General features: G+C 61.5%; 13 protein-coding genes. 2 read left to right on the top strand and 11 right to left on the bottom strand.

Features of this window, described 5'->3' with window-relative positions; genetic code table 11:
* Positions 1–122: 122 nt before the first annotated feature.
* Together DW899_RS04115 and DW899_RS04110 are read right to left on the bottom strand one after the other, a co-directional pair.
* Positions 123–1,097, bottom strand: coding sequence for a nucleoside hydrolase (locus DW899_RS04115; RefSeq protein WP_117800085.1), 975 nt, complete (start codon positions 1,095–1,097; stop codon positions 123–125).
* Between the two features lie 4 nt (positions 1,098–1,101).
* A complete protein-coding gene (locus tag DW899_RS04110) occupies positions 1,102–2,097 on the bottom strand; it encodes a ribokinase (RefSeq protein WP_117773689.1) in 996 nt (331 codons plus the stop codon).
* Between the two features lie 187 nt (positions 2,098–2,284).
* Between DW899_RS04110 and DW899_RS04105 the strand changes: the two genes are divergently transcribed.
* On the top strand, positions 2,285–4,501 hold the full coding sequence (locus DW899_RS04105; protein ID WP_117800084.1) for an acyltransferase family protein: 2,217 nt from the start codon (positions 2,285–2,287) through the stop codon (positions 4,499–4,501).
* A 546-nt stretch (positions 4,502–5,047) separates the two neighbouring features.
* Here DW899_RS04105 and DW899_RS04100 read toward each other — a convergent pair.
* The 8 genes from DW899_RS04100 to DW899_RS04065 all read right to left on the bottom strand — a co-directional run bounded on the left by DW899_RS04100 (position 5,048) and on the right by DW899_RS04065 (position 14,277).
* Positions 5,048–6,244 (bottom strand): Nramp family divalent metal transporter, encoded by a 1,197-nt coding sequence (locus DW899_RS04100; protein WP_117769790.1) that lies wholly within the window; start codon positions 6,242–6,244, stop codon positions 5,048–5,050.
* Between the two features lie 74 nt (positions 6,245–6,318).
* Positions 6,319–8,145, bottom strand: a complete 1,827-nt coding sequence (locus DW899_RS04095) for a magnesium transporter (RefSeq protein WP_233539899.1) — start codon at positions 8,143–8,145, stop codon at positions 6,319–6,321.
* 346 nt (positions 8,146–8,491) lie between these two features.
* Positions 8,492–9,898 carry a polysaccharide deacetylase family protein gene (locus DW899_RS04090; RefSeq protein WP_233539897.1) on the bottom strand — a complete coding sequence of 469 codons (1,407 nt, stop codon included), beginning with the start codon at positions 9,896–9,898 and terminating at the stop codon, positions 8,492–8,494.
* Between the two features lie 72 nt (positions 9,899–9,970).
* The gene (locus DW899_RS04085; RefSeq protein ID WP_055252569.1) at positions 9,971–10,726 is read right to left on the bottom strand and encodes a hypothetical protein; all 756 of its coding nucleotides are present in this window, start codon (positions 10,724–10,726) and stop codon (positions 9,971–9,973) included.
* On the bottom strand, positions 10,726–11,115 hold the full coding sequence (locus DW899_RS04080) for a YtxH domain-containing protein (protein WP_099432470.1): 390 nt from the start codon (positions 11,113–11,115) through the stop codon (positions 10,726–10,728). The genes DW899_RS04085 and DW899_RS04080 overlap by 1 nt, the downstream gene beginning before the upstream one ends.
* Positions 11,116–11,251: 136 nt before the next feature.
* Complete coding sequence (locus DW899_RS10760) at positions 11,252–12,085, bottom strand: hypothetical protein (RefSeq protein ID WP_233539896.1); 834 nt, start codon at positions 12,083–12,085, stop codon at positions 11,252–11,254.
* A gap of 24 nt (positions 12,086–12,109) precedes the next feature.
* Entirely contained in the window at positions 12,110–13,483 is a 1,374-nt protein-coding gene (locus tag DW899_RS04070) for a hemolysin family protein (RefSeq protein ID WP_117800082.1), read from the bottom strand.
* A 110-nt stretch (positions 13,484–13,593) separates the two neighbouring features.
* Positions 13,594–14,277, bottom strand: a complete 684-nt coding sequence (locus DW899_RS04065) for a hemolysin III family protein (protein ID WP_197032173.1) — start codon at positions 14,275–14,277, stop codon at positions 13,594–13,596.
* Between the two features lie 186 nt (positions 14,278–14,463).
* Here DW899_RS04065 and DW899_RS04060 point away from each other — a divergent pair, with 186 nt between their 5' ends.
* The gene (locus DW899_RS04060) at positions 14,464–15,429 is read left to right on the top strand and encodes an alpha/beta hydrolase (RefSeq protein ID WP_117800081.1); all 966 of its coding nucleotides are present in this window, start codon (positions 14,464–14,466) and stop codon (positions 15,427–15,429) included.
* A gap of 131 nt (positions 15,430–15,560) precedes the next feature.
* On the opposite strand, the gene DW899_RS04055 is transcribed toward DW899_RS04060, so the two are convergent.
* Positions 15,561–16,766: a DUF362 domain-containing protein gene (locus DW899_RS04055; protein WP_117800080.1), complete on the bottom strand. Its 1,206-nt coding sequence runs from the start codon at positions 16,764–16,766 to the stop codon at positions 15,561–15,563.
* Positions 16,767–16,770: the final 4 nt, after the last annotated feature.

Genomic DNA, 16,770 nt, shown 5'->3' with positions numbered 1-16,770 from the left:
TCTAAACAGAATAGTAAATGTTTAATAGCTAGTTTAGCCTGTTGTCAAGCGAAGCGACGCGACTATTCCCCCAACGGGCGTATTTACTCGGTAGCTAATCTGGATCGGGGCACAGAAACCGTTTAGCCAAGGATGCGAGCCATGCGTGCCTTAAACTCCGCGAGGAAACGTGGGGCGTCCACGGTGAGCGCCACGAGCGCGCTCTTATCTGGATCGGACAGACGGTGCTCGTCGCAGATGGTGCGGCCGCGATATTCACCCAGCAGATCAACACGCAGGTTGCAGCCGAGCGCACCTACGAGCGTGGGGTCGATCGCCACAGCGACAGCAAGCGGATCGTGCAGCGCGCAGCCGCCCAGGTAGGGCGCGTTCATTTCGTACGAACCGATATAGTGCTCGACCATGCTCGCAAACGCGCAGCCAGCCATAGTGCCCGAGCCCGTCCAGCCGGCAACGTCGCGACGTGTGAGCACCACGCGGTGCGTCACATCCAAGCCCACCATGGTGAGCTTGCGGCCCGAGCGCAACACGGCGTCGGCAGCCTCGGGGTCGCCCGCCATGTTGGCCTCGGCGCCCGCGCTCACGTTGCCGGGCACGGTAAGCGCACCGCCCATCACGACCACGCGGCCGATGGACATCATCGCCGCCGCATCGCGCTCCAGGGCAAGCGCCAGATTGGTGAGCGGGCCGGTCGCAACGTAGGCCAGATCGGGACCATAGGTACGCGCGGCATCAATCAGGTAATCGACCGCCGCATTGTCATCGGCCGACGTCGCGCCCACCGGCTCGTACGGCGAGGCGGGCACGCTTGCGCCGCCAATACCGTTCTTGCCGTGGATAAGCGTGGTGGACGCCGGCGGCGTGTAGGGTTCGGTCGCCTTCATGGGACGATCGGCGCCCAGGTACACCGGCACCTCGGGACGACCCAACAGGTCGAGCACCGCCAAGCAGTTGTGCGCCGACTGCTCGACGCGCACGTTGCCAAAGCACGTGGTGATGCCAACGAGCTCCACCTCGGGGCTCGCGATGGCATAGGCGAGCGCCATCGCATCGTCCACACCCATATCCAGATCAAGGATCAGCTTCTTGGTTGCCATTGTTCTACTCCGCTTCTCCGTCTACATCCAAACCGTCTAAACCAAACTTGTGCTCGACTTCCGCACGCGTGGGAATTGATTGCTGAGCGCCCAAGCGCGACACCGTCACCGCCGAGGCGCGAGCGCCCGCCGCCATGCACTCAAAGAGCGGCAGGCCCTCCAGACGAGCTGCAGCAAGCGCGCCAATAAATGTATCGCCCGCGGCCGTCGTATCGACCACCACGCTCGAAAGCGCCGGCATGCGCAGCGGCTCACCGCCATCGCCGAGCGTAACCGAGCCGGCGCCGCCCAGCGTGATGACCGCGGCGCCGGCGCCCTTGTCGAGCAGCGCATTGAGCGCGGCGACGCAGCTCGCATCATCTGTGGGCAGAATGCCCGTCAGCACCTGGCACTCGGTCTCGTTGGGGCAGACCAGGTCGACCGCAGGCCACGCTCCTGCCGGCAGGTCGCAGGCGGGCGCCGGGTTAAAGATCGTATAGAACCCCAGCTCGTGAGCGCAAGAAAGCGCCGCGGCCGTTGCTGCAAGGTCACATTCGCCCTGGGCAATAAAGACGCTTCCGGCAGCCGGGGCAATCTCGCTGGCATCGCCGTCGAGCTCGTCGGCCACCAAGCGCCTAAGTGCGCGGGCAACGTCCTCGCCCGCAAGCGCATGGTTGGCGCCCGGCGACAGCACGATGCGGTTGTCGCTCTCACAGCGAATGATAGTCGCGGTACCGGTCTCCACGTCATCGCGACGCGCCACAAACTCAACGCCCACGCCGGCATCCTGGAGCCCTGCCACAAGCGCATCGCCAAAGGTATCGCGCCCAACAGCGCCAATCATGCACGTGCGCGCACCCATGCGCGCAGCGGCAACGGCCTGATTGGCTCCCTTACCGCCGGCGTTGGTGATAAAACCGCTGCCACCGACGGTCTCGCCCGCGCGCGGCATGCGCTCGCACGCCACCGAAAGGTCCATGTTCATGCTGCCGAACACCGCAACGATGCTGTGATCCGCCATGGAAACCTCCTCGTCTTCAGGCTTTGCGCCCACCGTCGACCAACGATTGTGCACTCTCGCACCCCCTATAACTTTAGTCCACTTTGATGTGGACGCGCGCTTGAGCTTGCGCCAGCAGCAAGCATTCACAGGGGTAGGCAGCTACAATGAATACGTGCTGATTATTCTCGTCATTGGATGATGTATTATGGAACAATTCTCGCAATCGGGCTCGCGCGGTCGACGCCGCACGGGCAACGAGCCGGCGCCGCACGAACGCGTGAAGGGCGAGTGCCGTGCCAACGAGCCGCGACGCACCGCGAGCCCCCATCGCGCTTCTGCCAACAACGCGGGCCGCGCCAACACTCCCGCCGCGGAGCAGACGCCTGCTCGCCCCAAGTCCCGCTACATCCCTGCCCTTGACGGCCTGCGCACGCTTGCCGTCGTCGCGGTGGTGCTCTATCACCTCAACCTCACGTGGGCTCAGGGCGGCCTGCTTGGCGTCACGATCTTCTTTGTGCTTTCGGGCTATCTGATCACGCGCTTGCTGCTCAACGAAGTCGCTAAGACCGGTCGCATCGACCTTAAGAGCTTCTGGATTCGCCGCATCCGTCGCCTGGTCCCCGCCGTGGTAACGGTAGTGTTCGTGACCTGCGCGCTGTGCACCATCTTTAACCACGTGATGCTCACCAAGATGCGTCCCGACATTCTGCCGTCGCTGCTGTTCTTTAACAACTGGTGGCAGATTATGCAGGACGTCTCGTACTTCAACGCCCTGGGCGATCCCTCGCCGCTTACGCACTTTTGGTCGCTTGCCATCGAGGAACAGTTCTACCTGATTTGGCCGCCACTGCTGTTTGCCATGGTATCCATGCATGTGAGCAAGCCCAACACGCGCCGCGTGGTTCTGGGCCTTGCCGCGGTATCTGCCCTCGCCATGATGGTGCTTTACAACCCCGCCGCCGACCCCAGCCGCGTGTACTACGGCACCGACACCCGCGTGTTCTCGCTTCTGCTGGGCGCCTGGATGGCCTTTATCCCCGATCGCGACCTGGCGCCGGTGCGTCTCGCACATCGTTTGGGGCTCAATCGCCTGGCTGGCGCCGCCAAGCACGGCAAGAACGCCGAGGGCAAGTCTGGCGAGAAGGCCGACGAAGCAGCCGAGACCGCTCCGGCACAGCCGAGCGCCCTCGTGCGCTTTTGGTCCTCGCCCGCATCCATCGATGTGTTGGGCGTCGTGGGTCTGGTTGGCCTTGCCGCCATGGTCGCGCTCACTAACGGCTACACCGCGTTCCAGTATCGCGGCGGCACGCTGTTATGTTCCATCCTCACGCTCATGGTCATCGCGGCCTGCGTGCAGCCCCAGGGAATGGTTGCCCGCGCGCTGTCCGCCGAGCCGCTCGTGTGGGTCGGCAAGCGCTCGTACAGCATCTACCTGTGGCACTATCCTCTGCTGTTGCTCATGAACCCGGTCGCCAACATCAACGATACGCCCTGGTGGCAGTACATTTTGCAGGTGCTGCTGGTGGTTGCCGTAGCCGAGTGCTCCTATCGCTTTATCGAAACGCCGTTTAGGAAGGGCGCCTTCGGCCGCACCGTCGCCGAATTCCGCGATGGCACCACCACGCCCGCCAACTGGGCTCGCGCGCACGTCCCTGTCTGCGCGGCCTGCGCTGTCGTGTTGGTCGTTGCACTGGGCGGCCTGATTTTTGTGCCCGAGACGTCTGCGCTGAGCGGCGAGGGCGCCGAAGTTCTGAACAAGGAAGCCAAAAACACCGCGCCCACCGACCAGCAGGCGGCCGACGACACCGACAAGGACAACGACGGCTTCCCCGATGGCTCCTACGACCTGTTGATGATCGGCGACTCCGTGTCGCTGCGCGCCGTTGATTCCTTTGAGGGCGTGTTCCCGCACAGCCATATCGATGCCGAAAAGGGACGCCAGTTTGATGCGGGCCGCGCGACATTTGAGGGCTATATCCAGCAGAACCTTGCCGGCAAGATCGTGGTCTTTGCGCTGGGAACCAATGGCTTGGTAACCGACGACCAGATCGACGCCATCATGGCCGATGCAGGAGATAAGCGTATTGTGGTGTTTGTGAACACGCGCAGCCCGCAGCCGTGGGTTGGCTCTACCAACCAGGCCATCGCCAACGCCGCCACGCGCTACAAGAACGTGCGCGTTATCGACTGGTACGGATACAGTGCCAATCGCAACGACCTGTTCGATGGCGATGGCACGCACCTGTCGACCACTGGCGTGACCGAGTACCTCAACTTGATCCACGATGCAGTCAAGAAGGACCTGCCCGTGCATCCCGAGGATCACGTCAACGATCCGCAGCCGGCGGCCGTCAAGTCTGCCACCGACGCGCTCGTCAATGCGCTCGCTCTCAAGCCGCACAAGCTGGGCACCGACAAGTAACCTGCAGCGCAAACTTCCCACATCCGGAGGGGGTGTCTGCCACGGCAGACACCCCCTCCGGCAGTTAGGGACGTTCCTTATGTGCTGGCACCTAGGGACACTCCTGACACAGCCGAGGAACGCCCTCCTTGCGACCGAATTCTGGACGCCTCGCCACCCCGAGCGTTGTTTCCAAGCCCCACACCTGCAGCAAACAACCCAAAATCACTCTTTTCGAGCCGGCTCCAAGAGGTCGTGGACAAAAAGGGGCAAATATGAGTACTGTTACCATTTTAGTAGCAGGCAAAACCACCCAAAATGGCGCCCAAGCGGTAGCGCGCGACCCTTCCAGTTGACCAGAATGGCCGGCTTAAGACTTGGAGCTTCGCTTTTAATGAACAGATTTTTAGATATGTTCATTATTTTCTTGGTCGTAAATACTATCATCCAGGCAACAGTACTCATGTTTGGCATTTTTTGTCCACACGCATATTACTAACCCCCTATAACAGGCAAAATACAGGCCGCAACCCATGGCAGCGGCCTGTTTGGAGTCCAAAGGAGGCGCTAAGCGCTGTAACCCATCGCCTGCAGAACAAACATAACGACCGTGAGCACCGTAATCACACCGATAGTCGCCCAAGTGAGCACGTTCCACACGCGACCGTTGCGGTTAGTGCCCATAATGTGACGGTCGGCGGCGATAACCACCTGGAACACCAGAACCACGGGCAGTAGCACGCCATTGATGACCTGCGAGGTCATCATAATCTGGAACAGATCGACACCGGGCATGAGCACCAACACGGCAGAAATACCGATGATGGCCGTAATGATGCCGCGGTAAACCGGGGCCTCATCCCAGCTGCGATCGGCGCCGCGCTCCCAACCAAATGCCTCGCAGATGGCACTCGACGTAACGCCCGGCAGCACGCAGGCAGCCAAAAAGCTCGCTGCGACCAGGCCCGAGGCAAACAGCACCGTGGACCACTGACCCGCGATGGGCTCCAGCGCGCGGGCGGCATCGGCAGCATCGCTAATCTGAATACCCGCCGGGAACAGCACCGTACCGGTCGTGATGATAATAAAGCCCGCAATGATATCAGCAGCGATCGAGCCGCTCACGGTATCAATGCGCTGCAGCACGATGTCGTCCTCGCCCGCGTTCTTATCGACCACGTTGTTCTGCGCCAAGAAAATCATCCACGGCGCGATGGTGGTACCGATCGTTGCGACCACGAGCGACACGTAGCTGGGGTCATTTTGAATGTTAGGCACGACCAGGTCGACCGCGACCTCACCCCAGTTGGGGCCAGCCATAAACGCGGCGACAATATAGGTCACGAAGACGCAGCTTACCAACAGCAGAATCTTCTCGATGCGCTGGAAACTACCCGACATGGTAAGCATCCACACCAGCAGCGCCACCAACGGCACCGAGATGCTCGCCGGCACGCCAAAGAGAGCAAGGCCGCTGGCGATGCCCGCAAACTCCGAAATGGTCACAGCCGTGTTGGCGATCAACAGCGCCGCCATAGCAAGTACACTCTTGCGCACGCCAAAGCGCTCGCGAATGAGCGATGCCAGGCCCTTGCCCGTGACGCAGCCGCAGCGCGCCGCGGTCTCCTGCGTCACGATGAGCAGCACAGTCATGACGGGAAGCATCCAGAGCATCTTATAGCCATAGCTGGCGCCCGCGCTGGAATACGTTGCAATGCCGCCGGCGTCATTGCCCGAAAGCGCCGCCAGCAGACCGGGACCCATAGCGCCAAAGATGGCCGCGATGGTCAACTTTTGCTTGGTGCCCGACTTTTGCTTGGTATTTTGCACGCGACCACCTAACCCATGACCGACATGGTGAGCAGCACCGCAGCGACGCAGTACGCTACGCACGAGATCATGACGGCAATAACGTTCATGGCGGTGCCCGACGTGTTGAGGTCATGCTCGTCACGCCAGAACAGCACCATCAGGTAAATCACGGCGCTCATGTTGCCAATCAGACAGACGATGGCCGCGATGTTAAAGCACCCGGTAAAGAGTTGCTCCTCAAACATGGACGCATCGGGGAACGCAGCGGTGCGCACCAGCTGGGCGCACAGGTAGGTCACGAGTGACAGAATCAGGCCCATGCCCGTGCTCTGGAAGAAGAACCCCAGATACGGCTTGGGCTCATCGTCGTGACCGTCATACTCCAGGAAGTAGTTCTTGACGAACGACACCATGCGCGAGGCCGCCAGCAGCACGAGCGGCATGGCGCACATGGGGAACACCACCAGATGCGCGGAGCCGAGCGCCGTTCCCAGCACGGTCGCCATGATGCACGACGCGATGCCCCATACAACAACCCAGTACTGGCGATGCACGAACCAGCTGAGCACGTTCGTCGAGTCGTCCGACGCGCTATCGCCCGAGCCGACACCGGCGATCTGCAGGTCCTCCTGATGCTCCTCGGCGATAACGTCCATGGCATCGTCGAAGGTCACGATACCCAGGATATGACGGTTCTCGTCGCAGACAGGGATGGCAACCAGGTCGTACTTGGTCATCTCGTCCGTCACGTCTTCCTGGTCCTCGTCGGGCGACACATAGACCAGGTCGCGATAGGCCAGCTGACCCAGCGTAGCGTCGCGGTCGGCTACGATCAGCGTGCGCAGCGAAAGCACGCCGGTCAGCATGCCGCTCGGATCCTCGGTATAGACGTAGTAGACGCTCTCGAAGTCCTCGTCGAGCTCGCGAATCGCCTCGATGGCGTCACCGACCGTTGCCGCGGCGGGCAGGGAGACAAACTCCGAGGTCATGATGCGGCCGGCGGTGTTGTCCTCATACCCCAGCAGATTACGAATCGCCTTCTCCTCCTTGACGCCCATCAGGCGCAGGAGCTTCTCGGCCTTCTCGTAATCGAGCTCGTCGATCAGGTCGGCCGCATCGTCCGGGTCCATCATGGCCAGCATCGACGATGCGTCCGTATCGGACAGGCCCTCGAGCATCTCGGTCATAAGCTCGTCGTCATCGAACTCCGAGATGGCCTCGGCGGCCTGGGCAGTATCGAGCTGCGCAAACACCTGCGCACGTAGACGCGGGTCGAGCTGCTCGATAATGTCGGCGATGTCGGCAGGGTGCAGCTCGCCGAGCGTCTTGTGCGACACCGAGAGTTGAATGTTCTTGGTCGAGCGGTCGAGCAGGTCCATGTAGGACCAAGCGATGATATCCTCACTGAGCGGCTTGCCCAGGTGCTTCATAAAGCCTTCAACGATATGCTCGAGCGCGGGGCTGATGGCGCGTAGCAGACCGCGGGCACCGACCTCGGCGCCCAGCAGGCGCAGCTGGTTTTCGCCCGACATGGAAAACTTGATGTCGTTTACGCGCACGACCTTCATGCCCTGCGTGTCGACAATCTGCTTGTTGAGCACGTCGCGGGCAAGCAAGAGTTCGGTCGGCTGCAGGTACGAAAAACGGATTTCGGTGGCCGACGTCTTAAGGTGTACACCCGTCTCGTCGATGCGGTCGACCCATTTGCGCCAGCTGATCATGAACGGCGTCTTGCCGGGACCACGGAACGCGAGCGACGTCACGTGCGGAAAAACTTCGCCAGTTGCAATGCCAAAATCGTTGACCACGCCGAGCTTTTCGCCGTCGACGTCCAAGACTGGCAATTTGAGCATCTCACTCAGATAATTCAATGGTGCTCCCCATCATTATTCCTCCGGACGCGGCCGCGCGTGCGGCGTCCGGGGGCTTCTGGATATGTATACGCATGCGCGGGCGGCACGCCGCTCGACGCTTACACCCCGTGCATGCGCAAAAAGCACCTGCATGGGGTCATCGACTGTATGGTCGAGGTTTGGATTTCACCTGTAACCTTTCTCTTGACCCTCATTAACCGCAGTAACTATAGCATCAGCATCGCCCTGCGGCATCGAATTTATGCGCTGCACATTGCAGGCATACCAAACGCTGACGTATCCGTGACATAGCCATTGGGGACGTTCTTAAACGACTACCCAATGACTACTCTGTAGTGTCATCGTCCTCGGCAAGTTGGGGGAACACGGCGTCCTTGGGCATGGTGACCTTCGTCAGCGAGGTGAGCTTTTTGCTGAGCGATGTGTCCGTCTTGACCAGGTCGCTGAGCGTCACGATCTTGTAGCCGTCGGCGACAAGACCGTCGATAATCTGCGGCAGCGCCTCGAGCGTCTGCTCGGCGCATTCGTCTCTATCGGTGAGCAGCACGATATTGCCCGGCGTCACCGAATCGAGCACCGTCGAGACCTGTTCGTCGGCACCGTTGAGCAGCCAGTCGCCCGAGTCGATATTCCACGAGACCACGGCGGAGACCAGGTCCATCGCATCAATCCAGTTTTGCTCGTCAAAGGCAGCGTAGGGAGCACGCAGCAGCATCGTCTTCACGCCGGTCGCCGACTTAATCGCATCGGTGCCTTTCGTGATCTGCTCGCGTACCGCCTCACGGTCCTGACCCTTGAGCGAATCGTCGCTGTAGCTGTTGGATCCGATTTCGCACCCGGCATCGACAATCGCCTTGGCCGTAGCAGGCGAGGCCTCGGCCGCATCGCCCGACAGGAAGAACGTCGCGGTGACGCCCTTTTCCTTGAGTACCTGCAAAATCTGCTTGGTCGCGCCGCTCGGACCCTCGTCAAACGTCAGCGCCACGTACTTTTTGTTGCCCTTGGGCGCCACGCTGGCGCACGCAACGACGCAATCGGTGACGGGCACAACCTCGCCGCGGTCCTGCGTCTTGCCCGACTGCTCACCAACCCACACCTCGGAGCGGCCCTGGACACCCCACGTCTGCACATACTCTATGGCGCCCGTGCCCTCGACCTTGAGCTTGGGCTCGATAACCGTAGCCTGAATCTCGTGCTTCTCGTAGGTGTTACGGCCATCCTTGACCGTCACCTTCTCGCCGCCCTCAAGTTCGCGGCTATCCCATTTGCCCTGCTTCACGCGCTTGCCGTCGACCTTCACCGACAGCTTTTCGCCGCCATGGCGCTTGAGCACGCTGTCATCGACGGCCAGCAGGTCGCCTGCGTCGTAGGCGTCAGTCAACTCCTGGTCGTCGATGAGATTCTGCAGCGTAGAGCCGACGCGCACCGCGGTCTTTTGCCCGTTGAGTTCCACGTCCACGCTGCGGTTGACGTAGCCCACGACGGCAGCGATAAACAACACGAGTGCGCAACCCACGGCGATGAGCGCATAGGGCAGGCGAGACGAACGACGGGGCGTACGGCTGTTGCCGATGCGCGCGCTGCGATCGCTAAAGCCGCGGCTATGGTTGAGGTACATCGCGCCGGGCTTACGGTGACGCTTGCGCTGACCGCTGGGCAGCTGCCCCAGATCGCGGCGCGCCGTCGGACGCGTACCCGAACGCCCGTTTAAGTTGGATCCGTTTTGGCGCATATGCCCTCCCCCATAAACACAGCAAGCCGGAGCAACAGGTCTCCGGCTTGCCTCCCATCATTTGGTACGTCGCTATTTTGTAGCTTTTGACGAGCCTCCGCTCGCCTTTTGGTATTCGTCCTTAAAGGCCTTGAACATGCCGCGCGTCTTGCCGAGCTGCTTGCCCAGTGCGCGACTGCCCTTGTCCACGGCAACCGATCCCTTGTCGTCGAGCACCTTGGCGCCCTTTTTGACCTTGTCGCCCACCACGACGCTGGCCTCGGCGGCCTTGGCAGCCGCACCGCCCGAATACCCGAGCGACTTGACCTCGTCCGAGACGACCATCGCGCCGTTCTCGTAGCCGCGCAGCATCGTCGGTGGCACCTGCGTGTCACCAACCAAAACACTCGAAGCAGCACCGGCGGTCACATAGAATGCCTGCACGATGCCCGAGCGTGGCTTAAACTCAACGTCCGAGCAATAGCCCACGACGTCGCCCGATTCCGTGCGCACGTCCATACCGACCCAGATGATGCAATCGTCCAGGTTGATGTCGAGGCGCTTGGCGGCGGCGGCATCGTACGTGTCCTTGACGTCATCGACCGCAATGGCGCCCTCGTAGACACCAATGGCGTCGAGCGCTACGAATCGGTCGGGGCGCTCGATCATGCCCGCGATATCGGACTGGCGGACCATAAAGCCGACCACGCGCGTACCGCCCGGGGTAAAGACCGGAAAGTGAATCTTTCCGAGCTTTTTAGGGCTACGCGGCGTGCCGTCCTTTTTGGTGCGCTTGTCCTCGGTAGGCTTGCGATAAATCTTGGCGCCGACAAAATCCCCGGCGCGCATTATGCCTCGGTCGAGGGCTCCGCAGCCTCGGTATCAGCCTCGACGGCGTTCTCGACCACGACGTCGGCGGCAGGCGTCACGTTGCCACCCGAAATGGCGTCGTTGAGCTGCTCGCGCAGCTGGTCCATGCGCTCGCGGGCCAGGTCGACCTTGGCGCGCAGGTCGTCGGTCTTGGCGTCGACCATCGGGCCAAAGTCATTCACCGCAGCACGGGCCTCCTCGGCGCTGTGCTCGTAGGTGTCGCGCATATTGTCCCAGGCGTCGTTGGCGATATCGGCAGCCATGGCGCGGGTCTCGGCGCCCGAGCGCGGAGCCAGAGCAACACCGATAATAGCGCCGGCAGCAGCACCAAAAAGTGCGCCGGAGACAAAGCTGAAAGTCTTACCCATGATCATTCCTCTCCTGCGGGCACGTCGGTGCCCACCGTTTGAATGCTGTCCATTATACCCGCAGCGCATCACTTGCCGCTCCGCTCATCTGCGTACGGCAAAGGCGCAGGTACGTGATGGTGATAAACGCGTAGGCCTACTCCTGGGGCATAGCCGGCATGGCCACCGTGGCACCCGGGTCCTCGCCGGCGCCGTCCACGAGCGGCAGGCCGCCCTCATGCGCAGGTCCTGCCGGAACCGTCGCCGCACCGCCAAAGACGGCAGCGGAGGCCTCGTGGTTCTCGGCAACCGCGCCCTCGGTATCAATCGCCACCTGGGGCTCGTCGTCAAAGTTGGGGACGCCCTGGGGCTCGGTGGGAACGGGCTCGGCGGTCGCATCGGCAACGGGCTCGGCGTCGACCGGCACATCGCCCTCGTCAGCGCCCTCGTCCTCGGCAGCATCTTCGCCGTTCGCGGCGGCGACGGCCTCGTGAGGATCCTTGCCCTCGGCCTCGGCGCGCATGCCCAGCACCAGGCTGCGCAGGCCCGCGACCGTGCCTTCCACGTCGGGGGCAGGCTGGTCGGCGTGCAGGTACGCCCAGTCCATCATAAAGGTGGCCGACGACAGCGCACCGATGGCCAGTGCGTCGTCGGGACACGAAAGCTCGACCTCAAAGACACGCTCGTCATGCTCGCTTACGCGCGTGCGGCCGCACGAGATGCTACCGGCAAGACCGGTCTCGTTCATGAGCTCGACCGTCACGTGCTCCAGCAGGTGGCAGAGCTCGGTCTGACCCATGCAGTCCTGGAACTCGCGGCCGGAATCGCCCAGGCACAGGTGCTTGGCAATCGCCGGCACCAGGTAGTACACGCGCGCCGTGGCCTCGATGTCCTCCGAGGTCATGAGCGGCATGCCGGGGTTCACCAGCACATGCGCGCAGATCTTGTCCTCGCTGACGGTGACCTTAAGGATGTTGAACAGGCCTGCCATAACTCTCCCCTACTCTTCCTTGCCCTACTCGTCGCCGTCGTGCGGATTCGCGGAACCCGCACCCGACGTCGTCGGCTCGTTTACCGAAGACTCGGAATCCTTCTTATCGGTTTCGGCCGGAGCGATCACGCGAATGAGCGAGATGCGCTGGCCACGCATCGACTGCACTTTAAACTTGTACCCCGCGACCTCAAACACCTCTCCGATGTCGGGCACCGAGTCACAAAGCTCCAAAATCCAGCCGGCGATGGTCTCATAATCATCGCTTTCCTCGAGCGGCCAACCAAGCTCAATCGCGTCATCGCACGAAAAACGCCCATCGACGAGCCACTCGCGGCGTGAGAGGCGCGTGAGGTACTTGTTGTCGGGGTCGAACTCGTCCTCAATCTCGCCCACGATCTCCTCGACGATATCCTCGATGGTGATGATGCCGGCCGTACCGCCGTACTCGTCCACGACCACTACGATCTGGTCGTGCGAGGTCTGCATCTCGGACAGCAGCGGCAGGATGTCCTTGGTGTCGGGCACAAAGGTGGCGTCGCGCAAAAAGTCGGCGATAGGCTGGTCGCCCTTGCCGTCGAGCGAGGGCTGGATCAGGTCCTTGATGTGCGCGATGCCGGCGACGTTGTCGGGATCCTCGTGATAGACGGGGATGCGGCTAAAGCCGGTCTGGCGCATGGTGGACAGCACGTCGGCGACCGTCTCGTCGTCCTCGCACATGGTGGTGTCCACACGCGGCACCATGACCTCGCGGGCAACGGTGTCGCCCAGGTCAAAGATCTCGTGGATCATGCGCTTTTCCTCGTCGAGCAGGTCGTCCTGCTCCGAGACCATGTACTTGATCTCTTCCTCCGAGACGTTCTGGCGATCATCGGCGCTCTTGATGCGCAGGATGCGGGCCAAACCATCGGAGCAGGCACCGGTCAGCCACACGAGCGGGCGGGCGATCTTTTGGAAAAACGACAACGGTCCCACGACCTGCTTGGACACGCCCTCGGCATTGGCCAGGCCGATGCGCTTGGGGACGAGCTCGCCGATCACGATGGACACAAAGGCGACGGCGACGGTGATGATGACCGGCGCCAGGCCGCGTGCGATGGCGGAAAGCGGCGCGATGCCAAAGCTCATGAGCCACGTGGCGAGCGGGTCGGACAGGCTCGTCGAGGCGACGGCGGACGAGGCGAAGCCCACGAGCGTGATGGCGACCTGGATGGTGGCGAGCAGCTGGTCGGAGTCGGCGGCCAGCTTAATGGCACGCTCGGCGCGCTTGTCGCCTTCCTCGGCCTCATGCTCCAGCACGGCGCGCTTGGCCGTGGTGAGCGCCATCTCGGACATAGAGAAGTAGCCGTTGATGAGGGTCAAAACGAGGGTAGTGATAAGGGAGATGGTTATGTCCATCGGGAGTTTCTCGAACCTCCAAGATTCGGGACGTCAGGTCAAAACGTTGATGACGGATACGGCAATTGCACCGGCGCCCAAACGAGGACGCGGGCGCGCAGGCGCGGTCGCTAGATTACGAAGAGAATCACCGCCATGAACTGGAAGATGCTGCCGGCGAGCACCCACAAGTGGAAAACACTGTGCAGATAGCGCACGTTTTTGGCGATATAGAACGGCACGCCCACGGTGTAGCACACGCCGCCGACGGCGAGCAGGGCAAGCGCCACGGGGTTGAGCAGCGACACGAGCTCGGGCAGTTTAAAGACAACGAGCCAGCCCATCAGCAGATAGACCAGGCCGCTTACCCAGTGCGGCTGGCGCTCGCGCATAAAGCACTCGAGGGCAATGCCGATAATGGCGATGGCCCATACGGCGAAGAACAGCGCAGCGCCGCCGTCGTTTGCGAGCGTGATGAGGCAAAACGGCGTATAGCTGCCGGCTATGAGCAGGTAGATGCAGCTGTGGTCGATGATGCGGAACACGCGCTTGGCGCGCGCGGGTTGAATCGCATGGTAGAGCGTGGAGGCTAGGTACTCGAGGATGATGCTGACGCCATAGACAATTGCCGCGGCCATGTGGGCCGGGCCACCGCCGCGCAGGGCAGCGAATACGATCAGGAGCACCAGGCCCGCGATACCCAGCAGACAGCCGACACCATGGGTGACGGAGTTCATGATCTCCTCGCCCACCGTGTAGTGCGGAACGGCCGCGGCCTTGGGTCGCGGCTTGGAACTGTCGCTCGAATCGGACATGCCGGTTACATCCTCCAACGTAAAGAGTTCTCAACACTATATCAAAGCGTCTGGGTGCGTGCGAAATTTGCACCATACGTGACCCTTTGTTTACCCATTCTTTGCCTGTTGACGCATCAACGGCGAACGTCCATAATGCGCTTGCATTAAATATTGATGCATTAACATCTTATAGGAGAATACCGCATGGCTCAAAACGCACATTCCCATCGAAAGCTCAAGATAGCCGGCATCGTTGCACTGGTGGTTGTCATTGCGCTGCTCGGATTTGCCGGCAACTTTCTGTTTGACTTCGCGCTGAATCCCCGCGCGCCATACACCATGAAGATGATGCAGGACGGCAAGGACGACAAAGAAAGTGAGCAGCCGGATGCCGAGGGAACCGAGGCGCGGGCATGGTTTAAAGAGAACCGCGAGAGCAGCAGCCTCACCGCAGATGACGGAACCGAACTTGCCGCTTGGTATTTTGCCGCCCCAGAGAGCACGCACAATTACGCTATCTGCCTACACGGATACACCGATGAGCCCATCGGCATGGCCCGATACGTCAAACGATTCCACGACCGCGGCATGAACGTACTCGCACCCGCCGCCCGCGCCCACGAGCGCTCCGGCGGCGACTATATCGGCATGGGTTGGCCCGAGCGGCTCGATGTCGTTGCATGGATTGGGCGGATCGTTCAGGCTGACCCCGAGGCGCGCATCCTGGTCTTTGGCGAGTCGATGGGTGCGGCAACCGCCATGGACGTCGCGGGGGAATCTCTGCCCGCAAACGTGAAATGCGTTATCGAGGACTGTGGTTATACGAGTGTTTGGGACGAGTTTTCTCTGCAGCTCAAGGACGTGTTCGGGCTGCCCAGCTTTCCCTTGCTCGATGTAGCAAACTTGGTGTGCAACGTGCGCGCGGGCTACGACTTTCATAAGGCGAGCAGTGTGGAGCAACTCAAACACGCGACGGTTCCCATGCTGTTTATCCACGGCGACCAGGACACCTTTGTGCCGTACGACATGCTCGACCAAAACTACGACGCGTGCGCCAGCAAGGTCAAGCAAAAGCTCACCATCCATGGCGCCACCCACGCCAAGAGTGCGCAAGTTAACCCCGAGCTCTACTGGAACACGGTCGACGACTTCCTCGACGAGTATTTTTAGGCAAATAGTACGGTTTACTGGTCTATCTGACCCCTAGCACTTCCGAAAATCCGCCCGCGAGCGCTGTGCTCGCGGGCGGATTTTGCTTGAATTAAGCCACGAATGCGCTTGATATGTCCAATAACTAGGTGCTATTTGACCTCGATGAGCTCGTACTTGCTCGTGCCCAGGCCGATCTTCTCGGCATGCGCGATGCACGCGCGCCAGTCGGTGTCGGGATGCGTGATGCAGAAGGGATCCTTGGCCTGCTCGCCCTCCAGATGCTCGTGATTATGCTCCATCTTGGCCGCGCTGTCGGTAAGCTCGGTGTTAGGCAGCGGCTCGGATGCCAGGACGGCATCGGCACAGGCCTGATCGATGGCGACCGGGTCGAAGCTCGCGAACATGCCGATATCGTTGACGATAGGCGTGTCGTTTTCGGGATGGCAGTCGCAGTTGGGGCTGATATCCATGGCAAGCGAGATGTGGAAGCTCGGGCGGCCGTCGACGACGGCTTTGGTGTACTCGGCGATCTTGTAGTTGAGTACGTCGGCCGCGGCGTCATAGTCGGGCTTGATGCAGTCCTGGTTGCACGCCGCAATGCAGCGTCCGCAGCCCACGCAGCGATCGTGGTCGATGGTAGCCACGTGAACCGTGCGGGTGCTGCCGTTGGCAAGCTCGCGCTCACGCGTACCGTCAAACGTGATGGCGCTGTGCGCGCAAATCTTCTCGCAGGCACGGCAACCTACGCAGTTGGTAGTATCGACGCTCGGCTTGCCGGCGGCATGCTGCTCCATCTTGCCGGCACGGCTGCCGCCTCCCATGCCCAGGTTCTTCATGGCGCCGCCAAAGCCGGCCTGCTCATGGCCCTTAAAGTGGGTGAGGCTGATCACGATGTCGGCGTCCATGAGCGCCTGGCCGATCTTGGCCTCGTGCACGTATTCGCCGCCCTCGACCGGGACGAGTGCCTCGTCGGTACCCTTGAGGCCGTCGGCGATGATGACCTGGCAGCCCGTGGCGTACGGAGTAAAGCCGTTCTGGTAGGCGGTGTCGATGTGCTCGAGCGCGTTTTTGCGGCTGCCCACATAGAGCGTGTTGCAGTCGGTGAGGAAGGGCTTGCCGCCCAGCTCCTTCACCACGTCCGCGACGGCGCGGGCGTAGTTGGGGCGCAAAAAGCTCAGGTTGCCCAGCTCGCCAAAGTGGATCTTGATGGCGACGAACTTATTCTCGAAGTCGATCTGCTCGATACCGGCGCGACGAATGAGGCGCTTGAGCTTGTCGAGCTGGCTCTCGCGAGCATGCGTGCGCAGGTTGGTGAAGTACACCTTAGCGGGTGCTGCGGGTGCAGTTGCGGTCATAGAT

Source organism: Collinsella sp. AM41-2BH (assembly GCF_003468085.1).
Lineage (GTDB): Bacteria > Actinomycetota > Coriobacteriia > Coriobacteriales > Coriobacteriaceae > Collinsella.
Note: the sequence above shows the minus strand (reverse complement) of the source record. Positions and strands in the feature narration are given on the sequence as shown.

What these genes read in the sequence shown, in the direction of transcription:
- DW899_RS04115 (WP_117800085.1), bottom strand. Translation starts at nt 1,097, where the DNA reads ATGGCAACCAAGAAGCTGATCCTTGATCTGGATATGGGTGTGGACGAT.
- DW899_RS04110 (WP_117773689.1), bottom strand. Translation starts at nt 2,097, where the DNA reads ATGGCGGATCACAGCATCGTTGCGGTGTTCGGCAGCATGAACATGGAC.
- DW899_RS04105 (WP_117800084.1), top strand. Translation starts at nt 2,285, where the DNA reads ATGGAACAATTCTCGCAATCGGGCTCGCGCGGTCGACGCCGCACGGGC.
- DW899_RS04100 (WP_117769790.1), bottom strand. Translation starts at nt 6,244, where the DNA reads ATGGGTCCCGGTCTGCTGGCGGCGCTTTCGGGCAATGACGCCGGCGGC.
- DW899_RS04095 (WP_233539899.1), bottom strand. Translation starts at nt 8,145, where the DNA reads ATGCTCAAATTGCCAGTCTTGGACGTCGACGGCGAAAAGCTCGGCGTG.
- DW899_RS04090 (WP_233539897.1), bottom strand. Translation starts at nt 9,898, where the DNA reads ATGCGCCAAAACGGATCCAACTTAAACGGGCGTTCGGGTACGCGTCCG.
- DW899_RS04085 (WP_055252569.1), bottom strand. Translation starts at nt 10,726, where the DNA reads ATGCGCGCCGGGGATTTTGTCGGCGCCAAGATTTATCGCAAGCCTACC.
- DW899_RS04080 (WP_099432470.1), bottom strand. Translation starts at nt 11,115, where the DNA reads ATGGGTAAGACTTTCAGCTTTGTCTCCGGCGCACTTTTTGGTGCTGCT.
- DW899_RS10760 (WP_233539896.1), bottom strand. Translation starts at nt 12,085, where the DNA reads ATGGCAGGCCTGTTCAACATCCTTAAGGTCACCGTCAGCGAGGACAAG.
- DW899_RS04070 (WP_117800082.1), bottom strand. Translation starts at nt 13,483, where the DNA reads ATGGACATAACCATCTCCCTTATCACTACCCTCGTTTTGACCCTCATC.
- DW899_RS04065 (WP_197032173.1), bottom strand. Translation starts at nt 14,277, where the DNA reads ATGTCCGATTCGAGCGACAGTTCCAAGCCGCGACCCAAGGCCGCGGCC.
- DW899_RS04060 (WP_117800081.1), top strand. Translation starts at nt 14,464, where the DNA reads ATGGCTCAAAACGCACATTCCCATCGAAAGCTCAAGATAGCCGGCATC.
- DW899_RS04055 (WP_117800080.1), bottom strand. Translation starts at nt 16,766, where the DNA reads ATGACCGCAACTGCACCCGCAGCACCCGCTAAGGTGTACTTCACCAAC.